Below are 24,003 nucleotides of genomic sequence, written 5' to 3'. Positions count from 1 at the left end.
ACCACCGATGGCGGCGCCAATCTCGTTGGCGGAGATCCCACACTAGGCGATGAGCGCCACCCCCATGACCATCGGCAACGAGACCACCGAGGCGATGGAGGTGACCATCGTCAGCGTCTTGAAAGTCCCTTGGGTCGATAGTCCGAGCAGCGACTTGAACATCCAGAAGAAGTTGCTGTTGACCTGAAGGGCGAACATCGCGCCCGAGGCGATGGCGAGTCCGATGACGATCGGCGAGACGTTGATCGAGCCGAGTACCGGGCCGATGATCCCGGCGGCTGCGATGGCCGCCACCGACACCGACCCGATCGCCAGATGTAGCACCGCGGCGATGAGCCAGGCAAGCAAGATGCTGAGGATGACCGGCGCCCCCGCGTCGGCGGTGAAGAGATCGGCCAGGATGGCGTCGAGCCCGGTCGCCCCGATGACGGCCCCCAGGGAACCGCCGATGCCGGTGATGAGCAGGATCTCGCCGGTGGTGTGGAAGCCCTCGCTCATCGCCGTATCGGTGCCCTTCGAGCCAAGGGTTCGACGGCACAGCACATAGGCACCGAGCAGGCCGACGAACAGCGCGAAGTTGGCGTCTCCGAGGAAGGCAATGAAGTCGTTGGAGAACCCGAACAGCTCGGCGAAGGCACCGAAGGCTATCATCACCAGCGGCACGAGGATGGGCAGAAGGCAGACAAACAGCGGGGGGCCGCGCTATCCTCCCCGACCAGCTCGGTGGTCTCCAGCTCGACCATCGCCGGGTCGACCTCTTCGTCCTTCTCCGGCTTCCAGTAGCGGCCGCGCAGGAGCAACACCGTTCCCTCTCGCGTTCAGCCCAGCGACGAGCGTGTCTCGGCGAGCGAGCGCTCCAGCAGCTCGCGGAGCGCGTCGCGATCCACCCCCGTCAAACGCGTGAGGTAGAGGCAGGCCTTGCTCGCACGGTGCTTGCCGAGCAGGGGCGCCAGGTCGGGCCAGCGCTGCGAGAAATCGTTGACGAGGTAGATCGTGTGCTGCGCGGGACCCGGCGCGAAGGCGAGCAGGGGAGCGCGGCCCCCGTGCCCGCTCGCGTAGCGGTACTCGTACTCCCCGAAACCGATGATGCGGCCCGCCCACACGACGGGCTGCTCCCCGCTGATCTCGCCAAGGAGCGCCAGCAGTTCGTCGGCCTCGGCGCGCCGTGGGCCCGTGGCGCGGTCCAGCACCTCCGCCACCGGCAGGTCGGACGGGGACATTGCGGGCGGCTTCGCTGCCATGGTTCTCCTCGCGATCGTGCTGGATCACCCAGAGTACTTCGCCATGGCCGAATCCCGGTGGTGGTCCCGTCAAGCGTCCGTGCCGCGGCCGCGAGGCCCTTCACCGCACCTCCGATGTTTACCGCGCGCCACAGACACCCGGTCAGGGTATCGCCCCCGTGTCCACGGATCGGCCGCCGCGTTCCGGCGCGGCCGGCCGCGGTGACGGTCCGCCGTCGGGCAAGGGGGCCGGGGAATTCGCGGGGGCGACTGCCAGGACCACCAGCGCCGCGCCGATGGCCGACAGGCCGATCCAGCCGGTGGGGGCCAGACGTTCGCCGACCACGAGGACCGCGAGGGCCGCTGCGACCGCGGGCTCGCTGAGCGTCAGCGTGGTGGCGGTGCTCGGCAGCACCCGCGTTAGTCCGTAGCCGAAGAGCAGGTATCCCAGGAACATGGGCACCAACGCCATATAGGCCGCGACGCCGAACGCCTGCGCCGAGGCGACGAGCGGCGCGCCCGCCACCAGCAGCACGGGCACCAGAAGCAACCCGCCGCCGCCGAAGACCGCCCCCATCGAGGCGGCGCGCCCGACCCGGTGGGCCATGAGCCGGTGGACCACCCAGGAGTACGCGGCATAGGTGGTGCCGGCGACCAACCCGAGGGCGATGCTGGCGGCCAGTGCTGCGACACCCGCCGTTGTGCCGTCCATCGTGGACAGGCAGAGCAGGACGGAACCGGCGATGCCCAACAGGGCCGCGAGCATCCACCAGCGGCTCAGCAACCTTCTCTCCAGGACTCGTTCGAGGATGCCCGAGGCGAGAGGGGCCGACGCCAGCGACACGACGGTGCCGATCGCGACGCCGCCCAGCCGCATCGAACTGTAGAAGGCCAGCGGGTAGATGGCAACGGCCAGCGCACCGGTGGCCACGAGCGGCGCGTGGCGGCGCAACAGGCCCCGCGATCGACGGAGGGAGGGCACGGCGATCGCCGCCTGGAGCAGGCCGCCGATGCCGAGGGCGGCCGCACCCATGGCCAGGGGCCCCACGCCCGGGGCGAAGGTGGCGGCCGTGCCGGTAGTGCCCCACAGGAACGAGGTCACCAGAATCGCCGCCACGCCGCCGTTCAAACGGTCCGTCGGCCGGGGGCTCACAGGCGGTCCAGCATGTCCGCCGCGATCGCGCGCGCCCTGACGAGCCGGGTGTCCTGGCCCTCGAGTCCCGCTCGGGCCATCGCCCCCTCGAGCAGGAAACACAGGTGTTCGGACAAATCCGCCGCGCGGTCCGCCTGCGCGCCGCCGCCCAGTGCCTCCGCGAGGATGCCCTCGACCTCCTCCTTGTGACGGCGGACGGCCGCGCGGGCCGGGGCGTCGGCGCCGAGCTCGGCGGCGGCGTTCAGGAGGCCGCACCCGCGGAAACCCTGTCTGTGGGCCGCGGCCGCGTGGTCGATGTACGCGTCGAACACGGCGAGGACGAGTCCCGCGGGCGACGCGGCCAGCGCCGCGCGCGCCCTATACAGCCCCAGCCACTCCTCGTGGCGCGCATCCACATACGCCTCGACCAGCGCCGCCTTGGAGGCGAAGTTGTTGTAAAGGCTCATCTTGGCCACCCCGGCGTCGGCCGTGATCGCGTCGATTCCCGTGGAGGCGATGCCGTCCGCGTAGAAACGCCGCCCCGCCGCCTCGAGGATCCGTCCCCTCGCGCTCCCGCGCCGTTCGCGGACGTTCATATGTGCCCCCACCGTTGCTCGCCGCAGACTAGGTAGATCAGTCTACCGAGGGTCGACGCCCCCGTCGGACGAGATCGGTCGACCGGTCGCTGCCGCGCGGGGGGCGAAGAGCGCAGGTTGCCTCGCGACCGGCGGGTTTCACGAGGGTCGCTCCGAGGCCCCTGGACGAAGCGCGCAGGGGCCGGTTGCCGGAGGAGGTTTCTGGCGTCCCGCTACTTCTTGGCCTCCTTCGGGTGGTCGGCGTCCTTGAGCTCCACCTCGGCCGTGGCCTGGATCAGCGCGAGCAGTTCGGGGTCCAGACCGGGCGAGAATTCCTCCCGCCGTTCTGGCGCGATGGTCATGGGGAATCCCTGCGGCATGACCTCGGTCCGCAGCTCCTGGGAAGCGTCGGACGGGGACGCGCCGCGGAACAGCTTGCCGGCCTCGCTGAGGTCGTCCGCGCCGAAGGTGTACTGCACGTTCTGGAGCCCCTGGTCCAACAGCTTCTTCACCTCCGGGAACCGCTCGGCATTGGTCTTCGGGATTGGCAGGGCCGCGCCCCAGTTGACGCCCAGGCTCTCGAGGGCCTTCGCGTAGGCGTTCTCGTGAGCCTGGTCCCGCACGATCAGGTAGGCGACCGTGGACCGCGCCGTCTTGTTCTCCGTCATCTCGTAGATCCGGCACTTCTGCAGCCGGCCGGTGGACTCCAGCATCAGGTTGTAGAGCAGGTCCAGGACCAGGTTGCCGCTGTTGTAGACGTAGCTGCCGCTCCAGGGGTTCCCGGCGGCGTCGACGGGCAGGGCGCCTTGAGCGGCGACGAGGTAGTGGTGGATGTTGCCGGTGTCCAAGGCGATCTTCAGGGGGGTCGCGCCCTTGGCGCCGGGCTGGTCGACGGGGTCGGTCTTCTTCCCGTTGTAGCGCGGGGACCCGTCGAGCAGCCGGGAGATCGTGGTTCCGATGAGCTCGACGTGGCTGATCTCCTCGGTGCCGATGCCCTGCATCAGGTCCTTGTACGGTTTTCCGGCCGCGTCGCCGCGGAAGTTCATGCTTTGGAACAGGTACTGCATCATCGTGCGCATCTCGCCGAACTGTCCGCCGAGGCCTTCCTGGAGGGCGTTGGCCGCGGCCGGATCGGGTTCGTCGACCGCGATCTCATTGATCAGCTGTTGGGTGTGCAGGTACATTTCCGACTCCTGGAACGAAGGACCGGCCGCGCCGAGGGACTGCGCCATCTCGGCACCAAACCGCCTGACCCGGACCACGTTCCTCGCCGCCGCCACCGGGGTCAAGGGTTGCGTACGATGTAAATCCGCGTCCGGCGAACCCTCGTCCATGCCCGGTGAAGAGCCGGACAGCCACGGTCCACATCCGCCGGAACCACGGCGTTCGGGGCCGGACCCGGCGTCGGACCGGCTGCCCGTGACGCCGCCGCGGAGCACACCGTCGCCAGTTGCCGGACGCGGTCCATCCCGAGCCATGCGCGGCGACCGACACCCACAGCCCCTCCGAGCGACGATCGGCCGGCTCCCGCGGAGGCAGTTCGGGCGGTCACCGAAGACGGCCCCCTCGCGGGACGGTTGGTCGAAGCGTGCTCGCGGAGGTCGTTCGGCCGCCGTGAGCATCCGTCCGGCCAGATTGACGCGTTCCCCGACAACGAGGGCCGCTTGCTGGCCGCGTCCAGGAGTAGCATTCACGCACGGACTCTCACGCGCGCCCGGGTCAGGAGGACCTCCGATGCCGAAGTTGATCTATTCGTACCTCGCCTCGCTCGACGGCTACGTCGCCGACCCAGGTGGACAATTCGATTGGGCGGTCCCGGACGAGGAGGTGCTCGACTTCATCAACGCCACCGAGCGCGACATCGGGACCTACCTGTACGGACGCACCATGTACGAGATGATGACCGGCTGGGAAAACGATCCTGCGGTGGCGGAGCAGTCCCCCAAGAGCGCGGAATTCGCCCGGATCTGGCAGGCCGCGGAGAAGGTTGTCTTCTCGCGCAGCCTCGAGTCGGTCTCCACGCGGCGCACGCGGCTCGAGCGCGAATTCGATCCCTCCCTCGTTCGACGGATCAAGGCCGCTGCGGATCGCGACCTCAACGTCTCGGGTGCCTCGATCGCGGCCTCGGCGTGGCACGCCGGACTGATCGACGAGTGCCACGTGTTCCTGGCGCCGATGCTCGTCGGGGGCGGCAAGAGGATGTTTCCCGGCGGCCTCCGCCAACCGCTGGAACTCCTCGACGAACGCCGCTTCGGCAACGGCATGGTCTTCCTTCGCTATGCCGTGGACCGCTGAGCCGCGGTCGGGGCCGGGGCCCTTGCGGCGCTCGGGCGCGGGGAGGGACGGCATGCGCAAGCGCCGGCCCGCGCCCGATCGTGCCGTCCACGGATGCGGGTGGCGCCGTTGGGTCAGATGCCGGTGATCGCTTCCAGCCGTCCGGCACGGACCGCGTCGGCGAAGGACCGGTAGTCCCGTTCATTCTGGTCCGCGTAGCGCCGGGAAAAATCGGTGATGGAGCGGTCGAACCTGTCGCTCTTGCCGAGGTAGGCGGCGATCGCGACCGGATCCCCCGACCGGGCGTGCGCCCGGGCGAGGGTCCAGCCGCAAGCGTCGGCATACAGCGTCATGCCCAGCGGTTGCATCCCCTCCACCACGGCCGAGCCCTTCATGTCCCGCAGCTGGCGCCAGTACAGGTACCGGTCGTCCCGCGAGCCCTTGGTCCATCCCAGAAAGATGTCGCTCGCGGCCTGCATCATCCGCTGCCCCCGCACCACACGCTCGCCCGGCTGGCTGAACCTGCTCTTCGGCAGGTGGGCCTCGAGCACCGACCGTGAGGCCTCCTTGACCTGGAGGAACAGCGGATCATGTTGATCGCGCCCCTGAAGCAGGGCGATGAATGTCCGCGTGCCCACACTGCCGACACCCACGACCTTGCGGGCGATGTCGACGAGCTCAAAGCGCTCCAGCAGGTGACGCCGGTCATCCGGCAATGAGGCCCGGTACGAGCGGAACTGCTGGCGAATCACGTGGTCAAGCTCGTCGGCGGACATGCCGTATGAAACCCCCAGTTCCCGGAGGGGGATGACGATGGGCGGCTGACTGACGATTCGGTACTTCCCGTCGACGCGCTCGGCGAGCTTGGACAGCGCCTGCAGGCTGTCCCGGGTGTGGGCCTTCGCAACGTTCTCCCGCGCGGTGATGGCCGCGCTCCGGGCCTTCTTCAGGGCCTTGCCCTTCTGGCTGGCCACGGCCAGATCCAAGGCTTCCATCAACTGCTCCGCGGACAGGCGGGCATACCAGATATCCAGCGTCCGCATCTGCGCGAACACGGCCATCGCTTCGCGGTAGGCCCGGACCGCGGCGAGCGTCACATCACGCGTTTCGTCATGGGTGAATGCGTTGTTCCGCGCCGCGATGGTGAAGCTCGTGGACAATCTCTTGACGTCGTATTCGAACGGGCCCGGCAGTGTCTCGTCGAAGTCCGTGAGGTCGAACAGCAGGTTTCGCTCTGGCGAGGCGAAGACGCCGAAGTTGTCCAGGTGAGCGTCCCCGCACAGCTGGGTCGCCAAGCCGGCCCGCGGCGTGTCCATCAGGTCGGTGGCCATGATCTTGGCCGCGCCTCGGTAGAACGTGAACGGTGAGACCAGCATCCGACCATGGCGCACCGGCACGAGGTCGCGTTCCCGCGTCCGGTTCTGTTCCTCGAGGAGCGCCACCGGATCCGGCCGGTCGGGAGCGGGAACCCACGCCGTGTGGCTGGAAACGGGTGTCCTCTCCCGGCGCTCCTTGCCCGCCGCCGCACGTTCCTCGACACTCGGGTGCTTGACTCTCTGGCCAGCCATGCTCGGCGACCCCCTGGGGATGTCCGGAACCGCACATCGCGCGTGGAACGTGGGAATCGCCTCGCCCGACCGACGTTCCTTCCACCGGGGCTGCGGCATCTCGTCCACCTTGATAAGGCGATTGTGGCTCCGGCGCGGCCGATCGTCAACGCTCGGCACCGCCGTGGCGGGGACCGTCCTCGTCGCCGGGCTCGTCTGCTGGTCGTACGGTCTCGCGATGGTCACCCTGGCCGCGCTGGGACTCGTCGGGCTCGGGGCGGCCATCACGCTCCCCGCCAACCTGGTTCCCGCGAAGGATGCCGCGTCGATCTGAGGCGGGCCGTCGGGGCACCCACCCCGGTGTCCCGGCCGGGTAGGGAGCGCCGTAGGCTGGCGTTATGCCATCCCTCGAGTCCGCCGACCCCTCCCCCGGCAACCGCACGCTGGAACGGACCGCCGCCATCCTGGACGCCGTCGGGCCAGCGTCGGTCACGGCCAGCGAGCTGGCGCGCCGCACCGGGCTCTCCGTTTCGACAACCCACCGCCTCGCCCTTTCCATGGTCGAGTACGGTTTCCTCCGTCGGGCCGACAGCGGCAGCTTCCGCCTGGGCCACCGGTTTGTGCGTACGACCCTGGAGAGCTCCGCCCTTCCGGTGCTCGAGGAACTGCGGGAAACCACCGGTGAAACGGCCCAGCTGTGGATCCGCCGCGGCAACGAGCGCGTCTGTGTGCTGAGCGCGGACAGCCGCCACGAGCTGCGGGCCACCCTCCCCCCGGGCTCGCGACTGCAGCTCCCCGCCGGATCGAGCGGGCGCCTCCTCGCCGGCGAACCCGATGCCCTCCGTGAACTCGAGACCGGCGGATGGGTCGAATCCGTGGGCATGCGCACCCCGGGCCTCGGCTCGGTCAGCGCCCCCGTCCGCACGCAGGGCAACATCGTCGCGGCGATCTGCCTCGCCATGCCGCTGGCCCGGGTGGCGCACTCCCCCGGCGCGGACTTCGGCGACGCCGTCCTCCGGGCCGCGCAGCGCGTGGGTGACGAACTCGAGGGACTCGGACACTAGGGCGGAGCCGCGCCCGCCGCGTGCAGCCGCCTTTCCGAAAGGTCGGACTGGGGGTTGTGTGTGCCGTGGATCACTTGCTACTCTCTTCCCGCTAAATGGCAATCAGTTCCCACTTAGTAGGAAATTGCCGGAACCGGAAGGAAGTAGACGCTGTGACTGAGAATCTGCGCATCGAGGGCAACACCCTCCCGCTCGAAGGCATCCGGGTCCTGGAGCTGGGCAGCTTCATCGCCGCCCCCTTCGCCGCGCGCCTCTTCGGCGACTTCGGTGCGGAGGTCATCAAGATCGAGCGCCCCAACGGCGGCGACGAACTCCGCGACTGGCGCAAGACGCGCGGCGCGACCTCCATGCTCTTCAGGACGCTGGGCCGCAACAAGAAGTCGGTCGTCCTGGACCTGCGCACCGACGAGGGGCGCGAGGCGGTCAAGAAGATCGCCGCCCAGTGCGACGTCGTCATCGAGAACTTCCGACCCGGCACCCTCGAAAAGTGGGGGCTGGGCCCGGACGTCCTGACCGAACTCAACCCCGAGATCGTGATGGTACGCATCTCCGGCTACGGCCAGACCGGCCCCTACAAGGACCGCGCCGGCTTCGGCAGCTCCGCGGAATCCTTCGCCGGACTGCGCTACATCACCGGCGAACCGGACCGCCCGGCCGGCCGCGCCGCCGCCAGCATGGGCGACACCGTCGCCGGACTCTACGGCGTCATCGGCGCGCTGATGCTGATGCTGCAGAAGGCCAAAGGCGTCCGGCACACCGGACCGCAGACGGTCGACGTCGCACTCTACGAGGGCGTGTTCAGCCTCCTGGAATCCCTCGTCCCGGACTACGACGCCTACGGGATGGTCCGCAAGCGCACCGGCGGCGCCCTCCCCGGCGTCGTCCCGACGGGCTCCTACCTGTGCGGCGACGGCCTGGAGGTGGTCATCGGCGGCAACTCCAACTCTGTCTTCGTCCGCCTGATGAAGGCGATGGGCCGTGGGGACCTCGCCGCGGACGAGTCGCTGCTGACCACCGAGGCGCGCGGCTCCCGCGAGGAGGAGCTCAACGGCGCGATCTCCGCGTGGACCGGAAGCCGCACGCTCACCGAGGTCCTGGACCTGCTCGACGCGGCCGGCGTTCCCGCCGGCCCGGTCTACGACGCCCCGAGCATCGCCGAGGACAAGCACTACCTCGCCCGCGACATGATCCAGACCCACGAGGTCGTCGTCGACCAGGAACCCGAGCTGATCCGATTCCCCGGCGTCGTCCCGAAGATCCCCGGCCACGAGGGCCGCGTGCAGTGGGTCGGCCCCGACCTGGGCGAACACACCGAGGAGGTCCTGCGCGACCTCGCCGGGCTCGGCCCGGACGAGATCGCCCGCACCAACCCGAAGGTGGCGCTCTAAATGAAGGTGCAGATCACCGACGTCTTCCTCCGCGACGGCCTGCAGGACGAGCCCGTCATCGTCTCCACCGAGGACAAGCTCGCCGTCGCCGACTCCCTCGTCGCCGCCGGATTCACCCGCCTGGAGGTGGCCTCCTTCGTCAACCCCGCGAAGGTCCCGCAGATGGGCGACGCCGCCCGGGTCCTCGGCGGCCTCCCCCGGCGCGACGGCGTCACCTACACGTCCCTGGCGCTGAACGGCCGCGGCATCCAGCGGGCGGTCGACGCCGGAGCCACCGACATCCAGGTGGTCACGTCCGCCAGCCAGGCCCACAGCAACGCCAACGCCGGGCAGGGCATCGAGTCCGCCCTGGCCGACCTGGGCCGGGAGGTGGCGCGCTTCCCGCGCGTCGGCTTCTTCGCCGGCATTTCCACGGCCTTCACCTGCCCGTTCGAGGGCGAGATCGACCCGGGGCACCTGCTGCGCGTGGTCCGCGCCTTCAAGGATCTGGGTATCCGCGACATCGGCCTGGCGGACACGCTCGGAACGTCGCCGACCGAACAGGTCATGGAATCCCTGGCGCACGTGCGCGCCGGCGAACCGGACCTGACCTACCACCTCCACCTCCACAACGCCCGCGGCCAGGCCCTGGCGACGGCGAGCGCCGCCGTCGAGGCCGGCATCGTCCGGTTCGACGCCGCTCTGGGGGGCTACGGCGGGTGTCCCTTCGCCCCCGGCGCGCACGGCAACATCGCCACCGAGGAGCTCGTGCGGCACCTGCACGACGCCGGTCACGAGACCGGCATCGACGAGGACCTCCTCGCGGACGCCGTCCAGCTGGCCCGCGACGTCGTCCTCCGCTCCCCTGCGTTGTCCGCCGCACCGGCCACGCGCTGACCCCGTACCCTTTTCCCACAGACCCCTTGGAGACAACGATGTCGACAACACCCCGCACGGCCGGCCCCGACACGGGCCCGGCGGACTCCACCCAGCCCGACGACGGCGCACGCCTCCCGAACTCGGCGACGCCGGTGGCCCCCTCGCGGGCCGTGCACCACCCCTACCCCCGCGGCTTCCGGATCGCCAGCCTCCCCGGCGGCATCTACTGCGTCCTGTTCGCCCTGCTGCTCGTCTCCGCCCTGACCGGCAACCTGCCGGACTCCATGATCGTCGGCTTCGCCGTGACCATCGTCCTGGGCGGCCTGCTGATCTGGATCGGCAATCTGGTCCCGGTGGTGCGCGACTTCGGCCTCCCGACCATCCTGTGCACGTTCGTCCCGGCCACGCTGCTCGTCTTCGGCCTGATCCCGCAGAACGCGGTGGACGTGGTGCAGAACTTCGTCGGCGGCTACGGTTTCCTGGACTTCTTCGTGGTGGCGATCATCGCCGGCAGCATCCTGGGCATGCCCCGCGCCCTGCTGCTCAAGGCCGGCCCCCGCTTCGCCGTCCCGCTCGTCGGCTGCCTGTTCGCCACCTTCGCGCTGGTGGGCCTGCTGGGCCTGGTCACCGGCTTCGGCTTCCTCGAGGCCGTCCTCTTCATCGCCGCGCCCATCATGGCCGGCGGCCTCGGCGTCGGCGCCCTGCCGATGTCGGAGATGTACGCGTCCGCCACCGGCGGCGACTCCGGCGCCTTCATGGGCGACCTCATGTCCGCCGTCGTCATGGCCAACGTGGTCTGCATCCTGATCGCCGGCCTCTACAACGGCATCGGCAAGCGCGGCCTCCAGCCGTTCGTCGGCTTCAACGGCAACGGCCAGCTGATGCGCATCGAGGGCAAGGCCAGCGAGCTCGCCGTCCCGGCCAAGAAGGACATGTCTTCCTACATCTCCCTCGGCAAGGGACTGGTCATCGCCGGCAGCCTCTTCGTCGCCGGGAACCTGATCGCCGCCTACCTGCCCGCCCTGCACCCGTACGCCTGGACCATCATTCTGGCGGCGGCCGTCAAGATCTTCGGCCTGTTCCCCCGGGAACTCGAGGAGGCCAGCTCCGAGTGGGGCGACATGCTCAGCGCCATCCTGATCCCCGCGCTCCTGGTCGGCGTCAGCATCACCTACATCGAGATCAACGAGGTCCTCTCCTCCCTGAGCAACCCGCTGTTCATCCTGCTGACGGTCGCCACCGTCATCATCGCCAGCCTGACCTCCGGCGTCCTGGGCTGGCTGGTGAAGTTCAACTTCGTCGAGGCCTCCATCACCCCAGGGCTCGTGATGGCGGACACCGGCGGCAGCGGCGACGTCTCCGTGCTCAGCGCCGCCAACCGCATGCACCTGATGCCCTTCGCGGCCCTGACCAACCGCATCGGCGGAGCGCTGGTCCTTTTCGTCACCTCCCTTCTGGTTCCGCTGCTCGCCGGGGCGGCCGGCTGATGGCGGGCCACGTCCTGGGCATCGACGGGCGCGCGCCGCGCCTCCCGGCCGGCGCGTGGGTCGCGCCGACGGTGGTGGGTGCTGGATCGCCCACGGAGACGGAGCCGGCGCGCTGCCTCGCGAACGCCGAGACCCACCGGACGCTGACCGCGCTGCACGCGGAGGCCAGCGGCGGCGCTACGCTGGCTTCCGTCACCACCCGGCCCAACGGAGAGTTGCCATGACCGCCATCGATCCCCCGTCCGCACCCGTGCGCTTCCCGGACCAGGAGCCCACGGTCTCCAGCGCGGTCGCCGAGGCCTTGGCCGGACGAACGCGGCACCTCTTCGGCCTGATGGGCAACGGCAACGCCCACCTCATCAGCCACCTGACGCGGGCGGGCTTCCCGTTCACCTCCGCGCGGCACGAATCGGCGACCGTCACCATGGCGGACGCCTACCACCGCGCCACCGGGGAGATCGCGGCCGCCACCACCACCTACGGCGCCGGGTTCACGAACACCTACACGGCCCTCGCGGAGGCGCGCATGGCCCGCATCCCGCTGGTCCTCGTGGTGGGCGACGCGCCCACCACCGGGCTGCGGCCGTTCGACGTCGACCAGCCGGGCGCCGCCGCGGCCGTCGGCGTCGCCACCCTGACGGCGGGTCCCGGGAACGCGGCGGCCATCACGCACCGCGCCTTCGACCTCGCCCTCCGGACGTTCCAGCCGGTGGTCCTCGCCATCCCCTACGACCTCGGCAACCTGCCCCTCACGGATCCGGAGGACCTCGGGCCGCTGCCTGACAAGCCGGCCCACCTGGCCACCACCGTGGAGCTCGATGAGGTGGCGGCGGTCCTGCGCGCCGCCGACCGACCGCTGATCCTCGGCGGCCGCGGCGTGCTGCTCTCCGGTGCGGCCGCCGCGCTGAAGGAGCTCGGCGACCGCCTCGGCGCGATGTTCATGACCTCGGTCATGGCGGCGAACCTCTTCGACAGCGAATGGGACCTCGGCGTCGCCGGCGGATTCACCCGGACGCACCGTCTGGAACCCGCCCGGACCGCCGACGTCGTCCTCGTCGCCGGCGCCAGCCTCAACGCGTTCCAGACGCGCTACGGGACCCTGTTCTCCCCCGGCACGCGCATCATCCGGATCGACAACGAACCGGCGACCGAGCACCCGCTGGTCACCGACTACATCCGCGCCGACCTGCCCGCGTTCCTGGCCGAACTGCTGGAGAAGGTCCCCGGAGCCGACTCCGCGGACACGTGGCGCGCGCGGGTGCCCGAGGTCGCCGGACCCGACTTCCGGTCCGCGGCGCCGAACGAGGATCCCGCCGAGTTCGGCGCCGACGGACGCCTGAACCCGCGCGCCGTCGTCTCCGTCCTGGACCGCATCCTGCCGCGCGAGCGCTCCGTGGTCATGGACGGCGGGCACTTCATCGGCTGGGCGCCGATGTACCTGTCCGTCCCCGACCCGCGCGCCATGGTGCTGGTCGGCACGGCGTTCCAGTCGATCGGGCTCGGCTTCGGCTCGGCCGCCGGGGTCTCCGCGGCCCGGCCGGACCGCACCACCGTGCTGTTCTCCGGCGACGGCGGGGGGCTCATGGGCCTGGCCGATTTCGAGACGTTCCTGCGCGCCACGCGGCGCGGCGTCGTCGTCGTGCTGAACGACTCCGCGTACGGCGCCGAGCTGCACCAGTACGCGTCCAAGGGCCTCCACGACCAGGCCATGCTCATCGACGAGGTCGACTTCTCCGCCATCGGGCGCGCGCTCGGGGCCGACGGCGCCAAGGCCACGTCCCTGGCGGACCTCGCCGTGCTCGAAGACTGGCTCGCAACTCACGACGACGGCGTGTTCGTCCTCGACGTCGCCATCTCGCAGAAGATCGTCGCGGAATTCATGTCCGCGTCCCTGGATGCCGGCAAGCGCCTCTGACCGCCCGGGCGGGCAGCCGGTTCCCACGCCGCGCACAGGCTCCGCACAGGCCCGCCCCGTAGGTTGGAAACACCTCTCAAGGTGCGAGTGATGAAGAAGGCCCCGGTCCCCCGACCGGGGCCTTCGCCGTGTGCGGGGCGCACGGGAACCCTGCGGTAGGGCGCGGCGCCGGAACAGACCCGCGGGTGTGTTCCGCGCGCCGCCCCTGTGATGATGGGAACCATGGCAAAGCTACGAACCGTCCGGGGCCTCCCGCGCCGCGTCGCCGCCGCGGCCGGGTCGGCCGTGGCCGCGCCCCGCGTCCTGCTCGCGGTCAAGGCCGCCCTGGCGGCGGCGCTGGCCTACCTCCTCGCCCCCCTCATGCCCGGAGTCACCGACGAATACCCCTACTATGCTCCGCTGGGCGCCCTGATCAGCATGTATCCCACCCTGATGGGCTCCGCGCGGGCCGGACTGCAGACCCTTTCCGGTTTGGCCATCGGGATCTTCCTGGCCTGGCTGGTGACGATGCTGGGCGTCCCCCCGCTGCCCGGGGTCGCCCTCGTCGTCCTGGCCGGGGTCCTCGTCGCCGGGCACCGCTGGCTCGGCGCCGGAAGGGACTACGTCCCCATGGCCGCCATGTTCGTGCTCGTCATCGGCGGGCCCGACGCCGACGCGTTCTCTCTCGGATACATCACGCAGATGGGGTTGGGCGTCGCCGTCGGCCTGGCCGTCAACCTGCTGGTCTTCCCGCCCCTGCGGCTGGGGGCGGCAGCCGTGGAGCTCGCGGACCTGCGCAAGACCCTTTCCCGGCAGCTGGACGACATCGGCCAGGCCCTGACGGAGGACTGGCCGCCGGCGCACGAGGACTGGGCCAGCCGGACCGCGCCGCTGGAGGAGGCCGCCGCCTCGGTGCGCCTGGCCGTGGTCGACGCGGACCGCAGCAGCCGGGGCAACCCGCGCACCCGGTTCCACCGCCACGACCTCCCGGCCGACTACGCCGACCTCCGCACCCTGGAAAGCATCACGTTCCAGGTTCGCGACCTCGGCGAGGAACTCACCGCCGCCGTCTGGGGAACGCCTTTCCCGGTGAGCCTTCCGCCGGCGCTCCGCCCGCCGCTGAGCCGGGCCATGCACCGCGTCGCCCGTCTGCTCGCCGCCTGGGAACCGGGGAAGGACCCCGCGGCCGACCTCGCCGACGCCGATGCCGCGCTGCGGGACCTCCTCGAGGCGATGGACCGCGAACTCCTGCAGGGCGCCGCGGCACTGGTCCCCGCGGCGTCCGTGGCTATGTCCCTGCAACGCATCGTCGACGGGATCCGGCTGCGGACCGGATGGGACCCGGCGGACACGCCCTGACCGCCGGGCGGGACGTCAAACCCACCGTCCGATCGGCCTCCCGCACCGCAACGGCACCGGTCGCAGCCCCGCGATCATTCGGCGTTCCGGCGTCGATATCCGAAATTCCAAGATCTTCTTGCGGCGTTGCCGACGCGGGCCCCGGGCCAGCCTCGGTGCTAGTCCTCCCGCTCGTTTTCCTTGCCGCACTCCTGGCACTTCCACCACAGCGGTGTCCTGCCGGTCTCGTGCCCGTCCCTCTGCGCATGGACTTCCCACATGACGGTGTGCAGACGCTCCTGCCGGCAGGCTTCCCCGCTGCAGTAGTACTTCCGCTCCCCCGTGACTTCCCGCACCTCCATGGCCGGCCCCTTTCCCGTCGATGGCCGCCAGCCTGCCACAGTCTCCGCGCAAGGGGAACGCCTCGGCCGCGTGCCGGATCCGGATCCGCGGCCGCCGAAGGGCACGACATGGGCATGGCGACGAAACAGCGCCGCGCGGGAGCCTCCGCCGCGGCCTGCGGGGACCGGTTGCCAGGCCTCAGCGGGCGCCGGGGTCCGGCAGCCAGCTACGGACGACCCCGCCGTAGTTGCCGGGCTCCGGCTGCTCGATCACCCGCTCGCGCACCCCCAGCACCGCGGTCCAGGCCTTGTGGATCAGGTCGTAGTCGTCGACGTCCTCGTCCGTCTGGCCCGGCTCGCGGTACGCCATCCAGCGATCGCCGCCCGAGTGGAAGACATCGAGCATGTAGCGGGTCCCGTCGCGGACCTGGAGATCGTTCTCGGCCGTGCAGCCGTATTGGCGGAGGGAGTCCACGAACTCGGCCACCAGGTCGAGTTCCCCCATCTCCAGGACGGCGTAGAAGTTCTCACGGTGGAAGTCGTACACGTTGGGTGCGTCCTCAACGTAGATCGGGAACCGGTGGTTGCCGGTGGGGATGTAGGCGATGTGCGTAGCCAGGTACGCCGTCTCGATGAACTCGTCGTCGTCGGCTCCGTCGGGGAACTGCGCGGCCCCCGGAAGCGGATACTCCCGGAAGAAGCGCCACAGCTCGGCCGGGAATTCGCGGGCTTCCGAGGGCAGCTCCATCCCGGGGACAACCTGAGCCTCAATGAGCAGGAGGCCCCAGATCATCAGGTCGAAGGCGTCCTCCAGAGAGGCCTCGCCGGCGGCGAACAGGGGTTCGTAGTCGATTTCCATGGCCTCCGAAAGCGACCGGCACTGGGCGAAGGCGGAGTTGGCGAAGTCGACCATGTGTCCCACACGATGGTCGTTCTCCTGGTACTGGTTGTGCGCGTAGAGCGCCAGCGGCAGGACGGAGCCGTAGTCGGCGCACCGGGCCTCCCCGGGATCCCTGTCCTGATACGGCTGGATCAGGATCGTCAGGTTGTTCCGCGCGGCGTCGCGTGCCAACTCGTCCACCGCGGCGGTGTTGGCGCTTCCGTACGTGACCTCGATCAGGGAGGCGACGGAGTCTTCCCAGAGGTCCGCGACCGCGGCGGGGCGACGCCCATAGAGCTCGGCCATTTCCTCGACGCCCTTCCGGACGGTGAAGGCCGCCTCCTCGGATTCACTCGCGGTCCAAGGCCCGGTGGCCAGTCCTTCTTGCACCTGCCCGGCGGGTCGCCAGCTCTCGGGCATCTCGTCCGCGGCCAGCACGCAGGGCGATTCCTGGGGGGGCCGAGCACGACGCCAGCAGCAGAAGGGACGCGAGTAGCCCACAGACCCGTCGCGCGGAGCGGCACACCAGCCGGTCCATCCTGGCGGGCCGGCCAGCGTCCGGCGCTGGACCGGGGGCGCGGGCTGCTGGGCCCGCACAGGCGCGGGCAGTCCTCGAGGTGTACACGCCTCCCAAGGTGCACGCGCCGTTGTTATCGCCGCGTTATCGCCCCCGTGGGTGCGGCCGACAACTCCGGTCGGCGACGCCCGGCGCGACGGCGGTCCGCCACCGTCCCCGCGGTGGAGCGCGTCCGAAGCCCCCGCGCGGACCGCCGGCACGCCCTCCTCGGGGAGGCCGGGCGCCAACGCCGAGGTCCGATCCGCCGCACCGGGGCGACGCACAGGCGCTCGTAACACCGTATTTACGTCCGGGCACTCTCCATGCAACACGCAAATGGGTAACTATATTCAACGAAGTTTCCTCACAGGTAACCCCGATCGATTGGACAGAGTCATGACAGCCATCGCCGACGAGCAGACCCGGGCCCTCGCCCAGCACATGTTCGACGCCTCCCCGGACACCGCGGACGGCGCGGCGCGGCCGGCCTCCAGCGCCGAGGAACGCGCAACCGCGCTGACCGAACTCTCCGGCCGGCACGGAACGAAGTTCATCCTGGCCACGTTCGTGGACCTGAACGGAAAGCCCTGCGCCAAGCTGGTGCCGGTGGAGGCCATCGCCGAGCTCGCCGACGGGGCACTCGGCTTCGCCGGCTACGCCGCGGGACTGATCGGGCAGAAGCCCCAGGACGGCGACCTCTGCGCCGTGCCGGACGTCTCCTCCTTCACACCCCTGGGGTTCATCAAGCCGGGCCTGGCCATGGTCCACTGCGATCCCCACGTCGGCGGCGAGCCCTGGGCCTACGCCCCCCGCGTCATCCTCAAGAACGCGCTCGCCCGGCTCGCCGCGGCCGGCATGACGGCGAAGGTGGGCGCGGAGGTCGAGTACTTCCTCGTCGCGAAGGACGACGCCGGCGCGCTCAGCACCGCGGACGCCCGCGACGACTCGCCCCACCCCTGCTACGACGCCCGCGGCGTGACCCGCATGTACGAGCACCTGACCCACGTCTCGGAGGCCATGAACTCCCTCGGCTGGGGCAACTACGCCAACGACCACGAGGACGGCGCCGGCCAGTTCGAGCAGAACTTCAACTACGACGAGGCCCTCGTCACGGCCGACCGCGTGGTCACCCTGCGCTACATCCTCAACGTGCTGGCCGAGCAACGGGGCATGACCGCCACCTTCATGCCCAAACCCTTCACGGACCGCACCGGCAACGGCCTGCACTTCCACCTCTCGCTGTGGGGCGCCGGGGACACCCCGCTGTTCCCCGACGAGTCCGACCCCCGCGAGCTCGGGATCTCCCGGGACGCATACTCCTTCATCGCCGGCATCCTGGAACACGCCCCCGCGCTGCAGGCCTTCCTCGCCCCGACCGTCAACTCATACAAGCGCACGGGCGCCACCACCACCGAGTCCGGTGCCACGTGGTCCACCAACCGCGCCTCCTACGGCGGCAACGACCGCACCCACATGATCCGGGTGCCGGACGCCAACCGCCTGGAACTGCGATCCGGCGACGGCGCCGCCAACCCGTACCTGGCCATCGCGGCCACCATCGCCGCCGGCCTCGACGGGATCGAGAAGGCCATGGACCCCGGAACGCCCTGCGGTCCGGGCGAGCGCAAACCGCACGCGCACGCGCTGCCCGCCACCCTGCTGCACGCCGTCGAGGCGCTGCGCAGCGACGACGTGATGCTCGCCGCCCTCAGCGGCGACGCGGCGATCGGCCGCTACTTCGCCGACGCGAAGGAACAGGAGTTCATCGCCTGGCACGGGCAGGTCAGCGACTGGGAGATCACCCACTACCTGACGGCCGTCTAGCGCCACCCGTCCCCACCCCCAGAGACCACCACCGCTCGAAAGACAAGGAACCAATCGACATGTGCGGAATCGCCGCCCTCCAGGTCCGCAACACCGCGTTGCGCCCCCAGATGGGCTCCCTGCTCACGGGGATGCTCTGCCAGATCATCGAACGCGGCCCGGACTCCGCCGGCATGGCCGTGTACAACAACCCGGACCTCGTCGCCGAGGGCTTCGCCACCCTGAGCCTGTTGGGCATCGACCTCGGCATCTCAGCCCGCGATCTCGAGCGCGTCCTCGGCTCCTCGCTGCCCGTCGGCGGCGGGACCAAGGTGCGCGAGCTCGGCGACACCACGCTGCTGAGCGCCGAGGTCGACGCCGAGACGCTCGCCGGCGCCGTCGGCGCCAGCTACCCGGGCGTCGTCGTCGCGGGCCGCGGCGAGCACGTCACGGTGATGAAGAGCGTCGGCAACCCGAAGGACGTGGCCGAGCGCCACGGGCTGGCGGGCATGTCCGGCACCCAGGGGCTGAGCCACACCCGGATGGCCACCGAGTCCGCCGTCACCGCGTCCGGCTCGCACCCGTTCGCCGTCGCCGACGACCTGTGCCTGGTGCACAACGGCTCGTTCTCCAACCACGCGTCCGTCCGCCGCGAACTGCAGCGCCTGGGCGTCGCGTTCGATTCTGAGAACGACACCGAGGTCGGCGCCCGCTACGTCGCCCACCGCCTGTCCGCCGGCGACGACCTCGAGACCGCACTGACCAATCTGGGCAAGGTGCTCGACGGCTTCTACACCCTGGTGGTCACCACCGCGGACTCGATGGCGGTCGTCCGCGACCCGATCGCCTGCAAGCCGGCCATCATCGCCGAGACCGAGGACTACGTGGCGATCGCCAGCGAGTTCCGCGCCCTGGCGCACCTCCCCGGCATCGAGTCCGCCCGGATTTTCGAACCAGAGCCCGGCCGCGTCTACACCTGGAACCTCTAGCCGCCGGGAAGCCCGGCACCGCGCCGTTCGGCCCGAACCCGCCGGCACCTCCACATCCGCACCACAGCAAAGGGAACACCCATGACCATCATCGACCTCGTGGAGGCCGCGACCCCCGCGGCCGGCACCTCCTCCTTCGACCTGGACGCCGACACCGTCCGCGACCTGAACCGGACGCTGCACCGGGCTGCCGACGGCGAGCGCTTCACCGTGGGCAACCCGGGAGGACGCCACTCGATCGGCGCCGGCATCAGCGCCGAGCTCGCGCTCGACGTCGAGGGGCACGTCGGCTACTACGCCGCCGGCATGAACCAGGGCGGGACCGTCACCATCCGCGGCAACGCCGGGGTCGGCGTTGCCGAGAACATGATGTCCGGGACCGTCCGGGTCGCCGGGGACGCCTCGCAGTCGGCCGGGGCCACGGCCCACGGCGGACTGCTGGTCATCGAGGGCAACGCCGCGGCCCGCTGCGGCATCTCCCTGAAGGGGGCGGACATCGTCGTCGGCGGGAACATCGGCCACATGTCGGCCTTCATGGCCCAGGCCGGGCGCATGGTGGTCTGCGGCGACGCCGGAGAGGCCCTGGGCGACTCCATCTACGAGACGCGGATCTACGTCAAGGGCACGGTCGCCTCGCTCGGCGCCGACTGCGTCGCCAAGGAGATGCGCGACGAGCACCGCGCCGAGCTCGCCGAACTGCTGGCCGCCGCCGGGCTCGAGCACAACCCCGCGGACTTCACCCGCTACGGCTCCGCCCGCACGCTCTACCACTTCAACGTCGACAACTCGAGCGCCTACTAGCGCCCGCCCTTCCGCCCTCGACCACCTCCGCGCCCACCAGGAGCCCACCATGACCCTCACCGCCTCCACCTCCATCTCCGGCACCGCGCCGTCCCCCGCCGAACTCGGACTGCGCGAGTCCGCGACCTTCGACCGCGCCACGATCTCCGACATCCGCCGCGCCGCCGAAACCGGCATCTACGACATCCGCGGCTGGGGCGCCAAGCGCGCGCTCCCCCACTTCGACGACCTCCTCTTCCTCGGCGCCTCGATGTCCCGGTACCCGCTGGAGGGCTACCGGGAGAAGTGCGGCACCGACGTCGTCCTCGGCGACCGCTACGCGTCCCGGCCGCTGCGCCTGGACATCCCCGTCACCATCGCCGGCATGAGCTTCGGCGCCCTGTCCGCCAACGCCAAGGAGGCGCTGGGCCGCGGGGCCTCGGCGGCGGGCACCTCGACCACCACGGGCGACGGCGGCATGACGCCGGAGGAGCGCGGCCAGTCCCGGAACCTGGTGTACCAGTACCTCCCCTCCCGCTACGGCATGAACCCGGACGACCTGCGCAAGGCGGACGCCATTGAGATCGTCCTGGGACAGGGCGCCAAGCCGGGCGGCGGCGGCATGCTGCTGGGCCAGAAGATCACCGAGCGAGTCGCCGGCATGCGCACCCTGCCCGTGGGCATCGACCAGCGCTCCGCCTCGCGCCACCCCGACTGGACCGGACCGGACGACCTCGAGATCAAGATCGCCGAACTGCGGGAGATCACAGACTGGGAGAAGCCGATCTACGTGAAGATCGGCGCCTCGCGCCCCTACTACGACACGGCGCTGGCCGTGAAGGCGGGTGCCGACGTCGTGGTCTTGGACGGCATGCAGGGCGGAACCGCCGCCACGCAACAGGTGTTCATCGAGCACGTGGGCATCCCGACGCTCGCGGCGATCCCGCAGGCCGTGCAGGCACTCCAGGAGCTCGGAATGCACCGCAAGGTCCAGCTGATCGTCTCCGGCGGCATCCGCAACGGCGCCGACGTCGCCAAGGCCATGGCCCTGGGCGCGGACGCGGTCGCCATCGGCACCGCCGCGCTGATCGCCCTGGGCGACAACGACCCGGCCTACGCCGACGAGTACGCCAAGCTCGGCTCCGCCGCCGGCTTCTACGACGACTTCCAGGACGGCAGGGACCCGGCGGGCATCTCCACGCAGGACCCGGAGCTCTCGGCCCGGCTGGACCCGGTCGCCGCCGGACGGCGGTTGGCCAACTACCTGCGCGTGCTGACGATGGAGGCCCAGACCATCGCCCGCGCCTGCGGCAAGGCCCACCTGCACCACCTGGAGCCCGAGGACCTGGTGGCGCTGACCGTCGAGTCCTCGGCCATGGCCCGCGTGCCGCTCGCGGGCACCCAGTGGATCCCCGGCGCCGGCGGAACGGGATACTGACCGTGGCCACGACCGACACCTTCGACTACGCGGTGGTCGGGGCGGGGCTCGCCGGCGCCGCCACGGCCTGGAGGCTCGCGCAGCGCGGGCACCACGTGGCCATCGTGGAACGCGATGAACCGGCCAACGACGCCGGCAGTTCCCACGGTTCCGCCCGCATCTTCCGCTATGTCTACGAGGACCCGTTCTACACGCGCATGGTCCAGGACTCGTTCGCCGGATGGCGCGAGTTGGAGGCCGCGCACGGCGGACCGCTGGTCACCCCCACGGGGTGCCTGGACCACGGGGAGGTCCGCGGGCCGCGGCGGCTCGCCACCGTCCTGGACCGGGCCGGCCTGTCCCACGAGTTGCTCTCACCCGACGAGGCGGCCGGGCGCTGGCCGCAGTTCACCTTCACCACGGAGGTTCTGTGGCACCCCGGTGCCGGGGTCATCGACGCCCAGGAGTCGGTGCACGCGATGGTGGCGGCCGCCGTCGGGCACTCGGCCACGCTCCTGACGGGCTGGCCCGTGGCGTCGGTCGCGAAGTCCGGCGCCGGGTACACGTTGACCAGCTCCGATGGGCGCTCGATCGCGGCCCGCGGCGTGGTGGTCGCGGCCGGCGGCTGGCTACCGGGCCTGCTCGGCGGGCTGGATCTGCCGGACGGCTTTCTGGCATCGCTGCCGCGGTTCGAAGTCAGGCAGGAGACGGCGTTCCACTTCCCCTACCGCGAAGAGCCCGCGGCAGACGCGGGCTGGCCCACCTTCATCCACAAGGCCCACTGGATCCAGGTCTACGGGCTTGCCGGTGGCCGGGACGCCGGCCACCGGGGCCAGAAGGTCGCGGAGTACAACGGCGGCCGCGTGCTGCCGGACGCCTCGGCGCAGGACGGCCTGATCGACCCCGCCCACCGCGCACGGATGGTCGGCTACGTGCGGCGCCACCTGCCCGGACTGGTTCCCGAGCCGTACGCCGAGACCACCTGCCTGTTCACCAACACCCCGAACGACGACTTCGTGATCGACCGCGCGGACGGCATCACCGTCCTCTCCCCGTGCTCCGGGCACGGCGCCAAGTTCGCGCCGCTGCTGGGCGAGCTGGCCGCAGGCCTGGCCAGCGGCGCGGGCACCGTGCCGGATCGCTTCCGGACCTCGCTGAAGGTGGCCGCGCGATGACCACGACGGCGGAGCACTCCGCATCCGCGGCCGGGGCGCCGCCGGCGACCGTGGCCGGGCTGATGGCCGGGATCGCGGGCACGGGCACCGACCCCGCGCGCGGCGGCTACACCCGCCCGGTGTTCTCCACCGCCGAACAGGACCTGCGGGCGTGGTTCACGGAACAGTCGGAACTCCGTGGGCTCGCCGTGGAGACGGACGCGAACGGCATCGTCTGGGCGTGGTGGGACGTCCCCGGCGCCAGCGGGCCGCGGGCGCGGGACAACGCCGTCGTCACCGGCAGCCATCTGGACTCCGTGCCCGGTGGAGGGGCCTTCGACGGTCCGCTCGGCGTCGCCTCGGCCCTGGTGGCCATCGACATCCTGCGCGCCCGTGGGCACGCGCCCGTCCGGCCGCTGGCCATCGCGGTGTTCCCCGAGGAGGAGGGCTCCCGCTTTGGGGTGGCCTGCCTCGGCTCCCGGCTGCTGGCCGGAGCCATCGACCCCGACCGGGCGCGCCGCTTGCGGGACCCGGACGGCAACACGTTCGCCGACGTGTCGGCCGCCCACGGACTGGACCCGAACCGGCTGGGTCCGGATACCGCGGCCCTCGCGCGCATCGGCCAGTTCGTCGAGCTCCACGTCGAACAGGGCCGCGGGCTGATCGACCTGAATCGGCCGGTGGCCCTCGGCTCCTCCATCCTGGGCCACGGCCGTTGGCGACTCCGCCTGACCGGGCAGGGAAACCACGCCGGAACCACGCTGACCGAGGACCGCCGGGATCCGATGGTCGCCGCCGCCGCCTGCATCTCGGCGGTCCGCGCGGTGGCGTTGCGGCGCCGGAACGTGCGCGCCACCGTGGGCCGCATCGTGCCGGTGCCGGGGGGCACCAACGTGATCGCCTCCGCCGTCGACCTCTGGATCGACGTTCGTCACCCAGACGACGCGGTGACCGCCGCCGCCGTGGCGGACATCGGCCACGAGGCCCGGATGGCCGCGGCAGGCGAGGGGTGCGGCATGGAACTGATCGAGGAATCGCTCAGTCCCACCACGCACTTCGACACCGGGCTGCGGGACGCGCTGGCGGCGTTGCTGCCCGGGGCCCCGGTGCTGGACACCGGCGCCGGGCACGACGCCGGCGTGCTGGCCGCGCGTGTGCCGACGGCGATGCTGTTCGTCCGGAACCCCACGGGCGTCTCGCATTCGCCGGAGGAGCATGTGGAGGACGACGACGCCGAAGCCGGGGCCCTGGCGCTGGCGGACGTGCTCGCGGGACTCGGTTAGGCGCGCATGGGCGGGGTTCGCGA

Annotated in this window: 23 protein-coding genes; 15 read left to right on the top strand and 8 right to left on the bottom strand. The window is 70.9% G+C overall.

Annotated elements, in window-relative coordinates:
• Positions 1-42 precede the first annotated feature (42 nt).
• From ACETWP_RS08280 to ACETWP_RS08260, 5 genes are all read right to left on the bottom strand, one after another.
• A complete protein-coding gene (locus tag ACETWP_RS08280; protein ID WP_373971757.1) occupies positions 43-663 on the bottom strand; it encodes a GntT/GntP/DsdX family permease in 621 nt (206 codons plus the stop codon).
• A gap of 155 nt (positions 664-818) precedes the next feature.
• Positions 819-1,241 (bottom strand): DUF1801 domain-containing protein, encoded by a 423-nt coding sequence (locus tag ACETWP_RS08275; protein ID WP_373971756.1) that lies wholly within the window; start codon positions 1,239-1,241, stop codon positions 819-821.
• Between the two features lie 142 nt (positions 1,242-1,383).
• The gene (locus tag ACETWP_RS08270; protein WP_373971755.1) at positions 1,384-2,337 is read right to left on the bottom strand and encodes a DMT family transporter; all 954 of its coding nucleotides are present in this window, start codon (positions 2,335-2,337) and stop codon (positions 1,384-1,386) included.
• 32 nt (positions 2,338-2,369) lie between these two features.
• Positions 2,370-2,948, bottom strand: a complete 579-nt coding sequence (locus tag ACETWP_RS08265; protein ID WP_373971754.1) for a TetR/AcrR family transcriptional regulator — start codon at positions 2,946-2,948, stop codon at positions 2,370-2,372.
• A 212-nt stretch (positions 2,949-3,160) separates the two neighbouring features.
• Complete coding sequence (locus ACETWP_RS08260) at positions 3,161-4,111, bottom strand: manganese catalase family protein (protein WP_373971855.1); 951 nt, start codon at positions 4,109-4,111, stop codon at positions 3,161-3,163.
• A gap of 550 nt (positions 4,112-4,661) precedes the next feature.
• On the opposite strand from ACETWP_RS08260, the gene ACETWP_RS08255 reads away from it, so the two are divergent.
• A complete protein-coding gene (locus ACETWP_RS08255; protein ID WP_373971753.1) occupies positions 4,662-5,222 on the top strand; it encodes a dihydrofolate reductase family protein in 561 nt (186 codons plus the stop codon).
• A gap of 113 nt (positions 5,223-5,335) precedes the next feature.
• Here ACETWP_RS08255 and ACETWP_RS08250 read toward each other — a convergent pair whose 3' ends face one another.
• Positions 5,336-6,769, bottom strand: coding sequence for a DUF2252 domain-containing protein (locus ACETWP_RS08250; protein WP_373971752.1), 1,434 nt, complete (start codon positions 6,767-6,769; stop codon positions 5,336-5,338).
• Between the two features lie 163 nt (positions 6,770-6,932).
• Between ACETWP_RS08250 and ACETWP_RS08245 the strand changes: the two genes are divergently transcribed.
• From ACETWP_RS08245 to ACETWP_RS08210, 8 genes are all read left to right on the top strand, one after another.
• Positions 6,933-7,082 carry a hypothetical protein gene (locus tag ACETWP_RS08245; RefSeq protein WP_373971751.1) on the top strand — a complete coding sequence of 50 codons (150 nt, stop codon included), beginning with the start codon at positions 6,933-6,935 and terminating at the stop codon, positions 7,080-7,082.
• A gap of 64 nt (positions 7,083-7,146) precedes the next feature.
• Positions 7,147-7,812, top strand: a complete 666-nt coding sequence (locus ACETWP_RS08240) for an IclR family transcriptional regulator (RefSeq protein ID WP_373971750.1) — start codon at positions 7,147-7,149, stop codon at positions 7,810-7,812.
• Between the two features lie 152 nt (positions 7,813-7,964).
• Positions 7,965-9,200, top strand: a complete 1,236-nt coding sequence (locus tag ACETWP_RS08235) for a CaiB/BaiF CoA transferase family protein (protein ID WP_373971749.1) — start codon at positions 7,965-7,967, stop codon at positions 9,198-9,200.
• Positions 9,201-10,076: a hydroxymethylglutaryl-CoA lyase gene (locus ACETWP_RS08230; protein WP_373971748.1), complete on the top strand. Its 876-nt coding sequence runs from the start codon at positions 9,201-9,203 to the stop codon at positions 10,074-10,076. It abuts the gene before it with no gap.
• Between the two features lie 38 nt (positions 10,077-10,114).
• A complete protein-coding gene (locus tag ACETWP_RS08225) occupies positions 10,115-11,545 on the top strand; it encodes a 2-hydroxycarboxylate transporter family protein (protein ID WP_373971747.1) in 1,431 nt (476 codons plus the stop codon).
• Complete coding sequence (locus tag ACETWP_RS08220) at positions 11,545-11,769, top strand: hypothetical protein (protein ID WP_373971746.1); 225 nt, start codon at positions 11,545-11,547, stop codon at positions 11,767-11,769. The genes ACETWP_RS08225 and ACETWP_RS08220 overlap by 1 nt, the downstream gene beginning before the upstream one ends.
• Complete coding sequence (locus tag ACETWP_RS08215; RefSeq protein ID WP_373971745.1) at positions 11,766-13,460, top strand: thiamine pyrophosphate-binding protein; 1,695 nt, start codon at positions 11,766-11,768, stop codon at positions 13,458-13,460. The genes ACETWP_RS08220 and ACETWP_RS08215 overlap by 4 nt, the downstream gene beginning before the upstream one ends.
• Positions 13,461-13,682: 222 nt before the next feature.
• Entirely contained in the window at positions 13,683-14,798 is a 1,116-nt protein-coding gene (locus tag ACETWP_RS08210) for an FUSC family protein (protein ID WP_373971744.1), read from the top strand.
• Positions 14,799-14,956: 158 nt separating this feature from the next.
• On the opposite strand, the gene ACETWP_RS08205 is transcribed toward ACETWP_RS08210, so the two are convergent.
• Positions 14,957-15,139, bottom strand: coding sequence for a hypothetical protein (locus ACETWP_RS08205; protein WP_373971743.1), 183 nt, complete (start codon positions 15,137-15,139; stop codon positions 14,957-14,959).
• Positions 15,140-15,317: 178 nt separating this feature from the next.
• A complete protein-coding gene (locus ACETWP_RS08200) occupies positions 15,318-16,436 on the bottom strand; it encodes a hypothetical protein (protein WP_373971742.1) in 1,119 nt (372 codons plus the stop codon).
• Positions 16,437-16,950: 514 nt separating this feature from the next.
• On the opposite strand from ACETWP_RS08200, the gene glnT reads away from it, so the two are divergent.
• The 6 genes from glnT (at position 16,951) to ACETWP_RS08170 (ending at position 23,980) form a co-directional block, all read left to right on the top strand.
• The gene (glnT, locus tag ACETWP_RS08195) at positions 16,951-18,378 is read left to right on the top strand and encodes a type III glutamate--ammonia ligase (protein WP_373971741.1); all 1,428 of its coding nucleotides are present in this window, start codon (positions 16,951-16,953) and stop codon (positions 18,376-18,378) included.
• A 59-nt stretch (positions 18,379-18,437) separates the two neighbouring features.
• Entirely contained in the window at positions 18,438-19,346 is a 909-nt protein-coding gene (locus ACETWP_RS08190; protein WP_373971740.1) for a class II glutamine amidotransferase domain-containing protein, read from the top strand.
• An 81-nt stretch (positions 19,347-19,427) separates the two neighbouring features.
• Positions 19,428-20,147: a GltB/FmdC/FwdC-like GXGXG domain-containing protein gene (locus ACETWP_RS08185; RefSeq protein WP_373971739.1), complete on the top strand. Its 720-nt coding sequence runs from the start codon at positions 19,428-19,430 to the stop codon at positions 20,145-20,147.
• Between the two features lie 49 nt (positions 20,148-20,196).
• Positions 20,197-21,564, top strand: a complete 1,368-nt coding sequence (locus tag ACETWP_RS08180) for an FMN-binding glutamate synthase family protein (protein WP_373971738.1) — start codon at positions 20,197-20,199, stop codon at positions 21,562-21,564.
• Positions 21,565-21,566: 2 nt separating this feature from the next.
• Positions 21,567-22,718 carry an FAD-dependent oxidoreductase gene (locus ACETWP_RS08175; RefSeq protein WP_373971737.1) on the top strand — a complete coding sequence of 384 codons (1,152 nt, stop codon included), beginning with the start codon at positions 21,567-21,569 and terminating at the stop codon, positions 22,716-22,718.
• Complete coding sequence (locus ACETWP_RS08170; protein ID WP_373971736.1) at positions 22,715-23,980, top strand: allantoate amidohydrolase; 1,266 nt, start codon at positions 22,715-22,717, stop codon at positions 23,978-23,980. Before ACETWP_RS08175 ends, ACETWP_RS08170 begins: the two co-directional genes overlap by 4 nt.
• Positions 23,981-24,003 lie beyond the last annotated feature (23 nt).

Source organism: Arthrobacter halodurans, from assembly GCF_041877255.1.
Lineage (GTDB): Bacteria > Actinomycetota > Actinomycetes > Actinomycetales > Micrococcaceae > Arthrobacter_N > Arthrobacter_N halodurans.
Note: the sequence above shows the minus strand (reverse complement) of the source record. Positions and strands in the feature narration are given on the sequence as shown.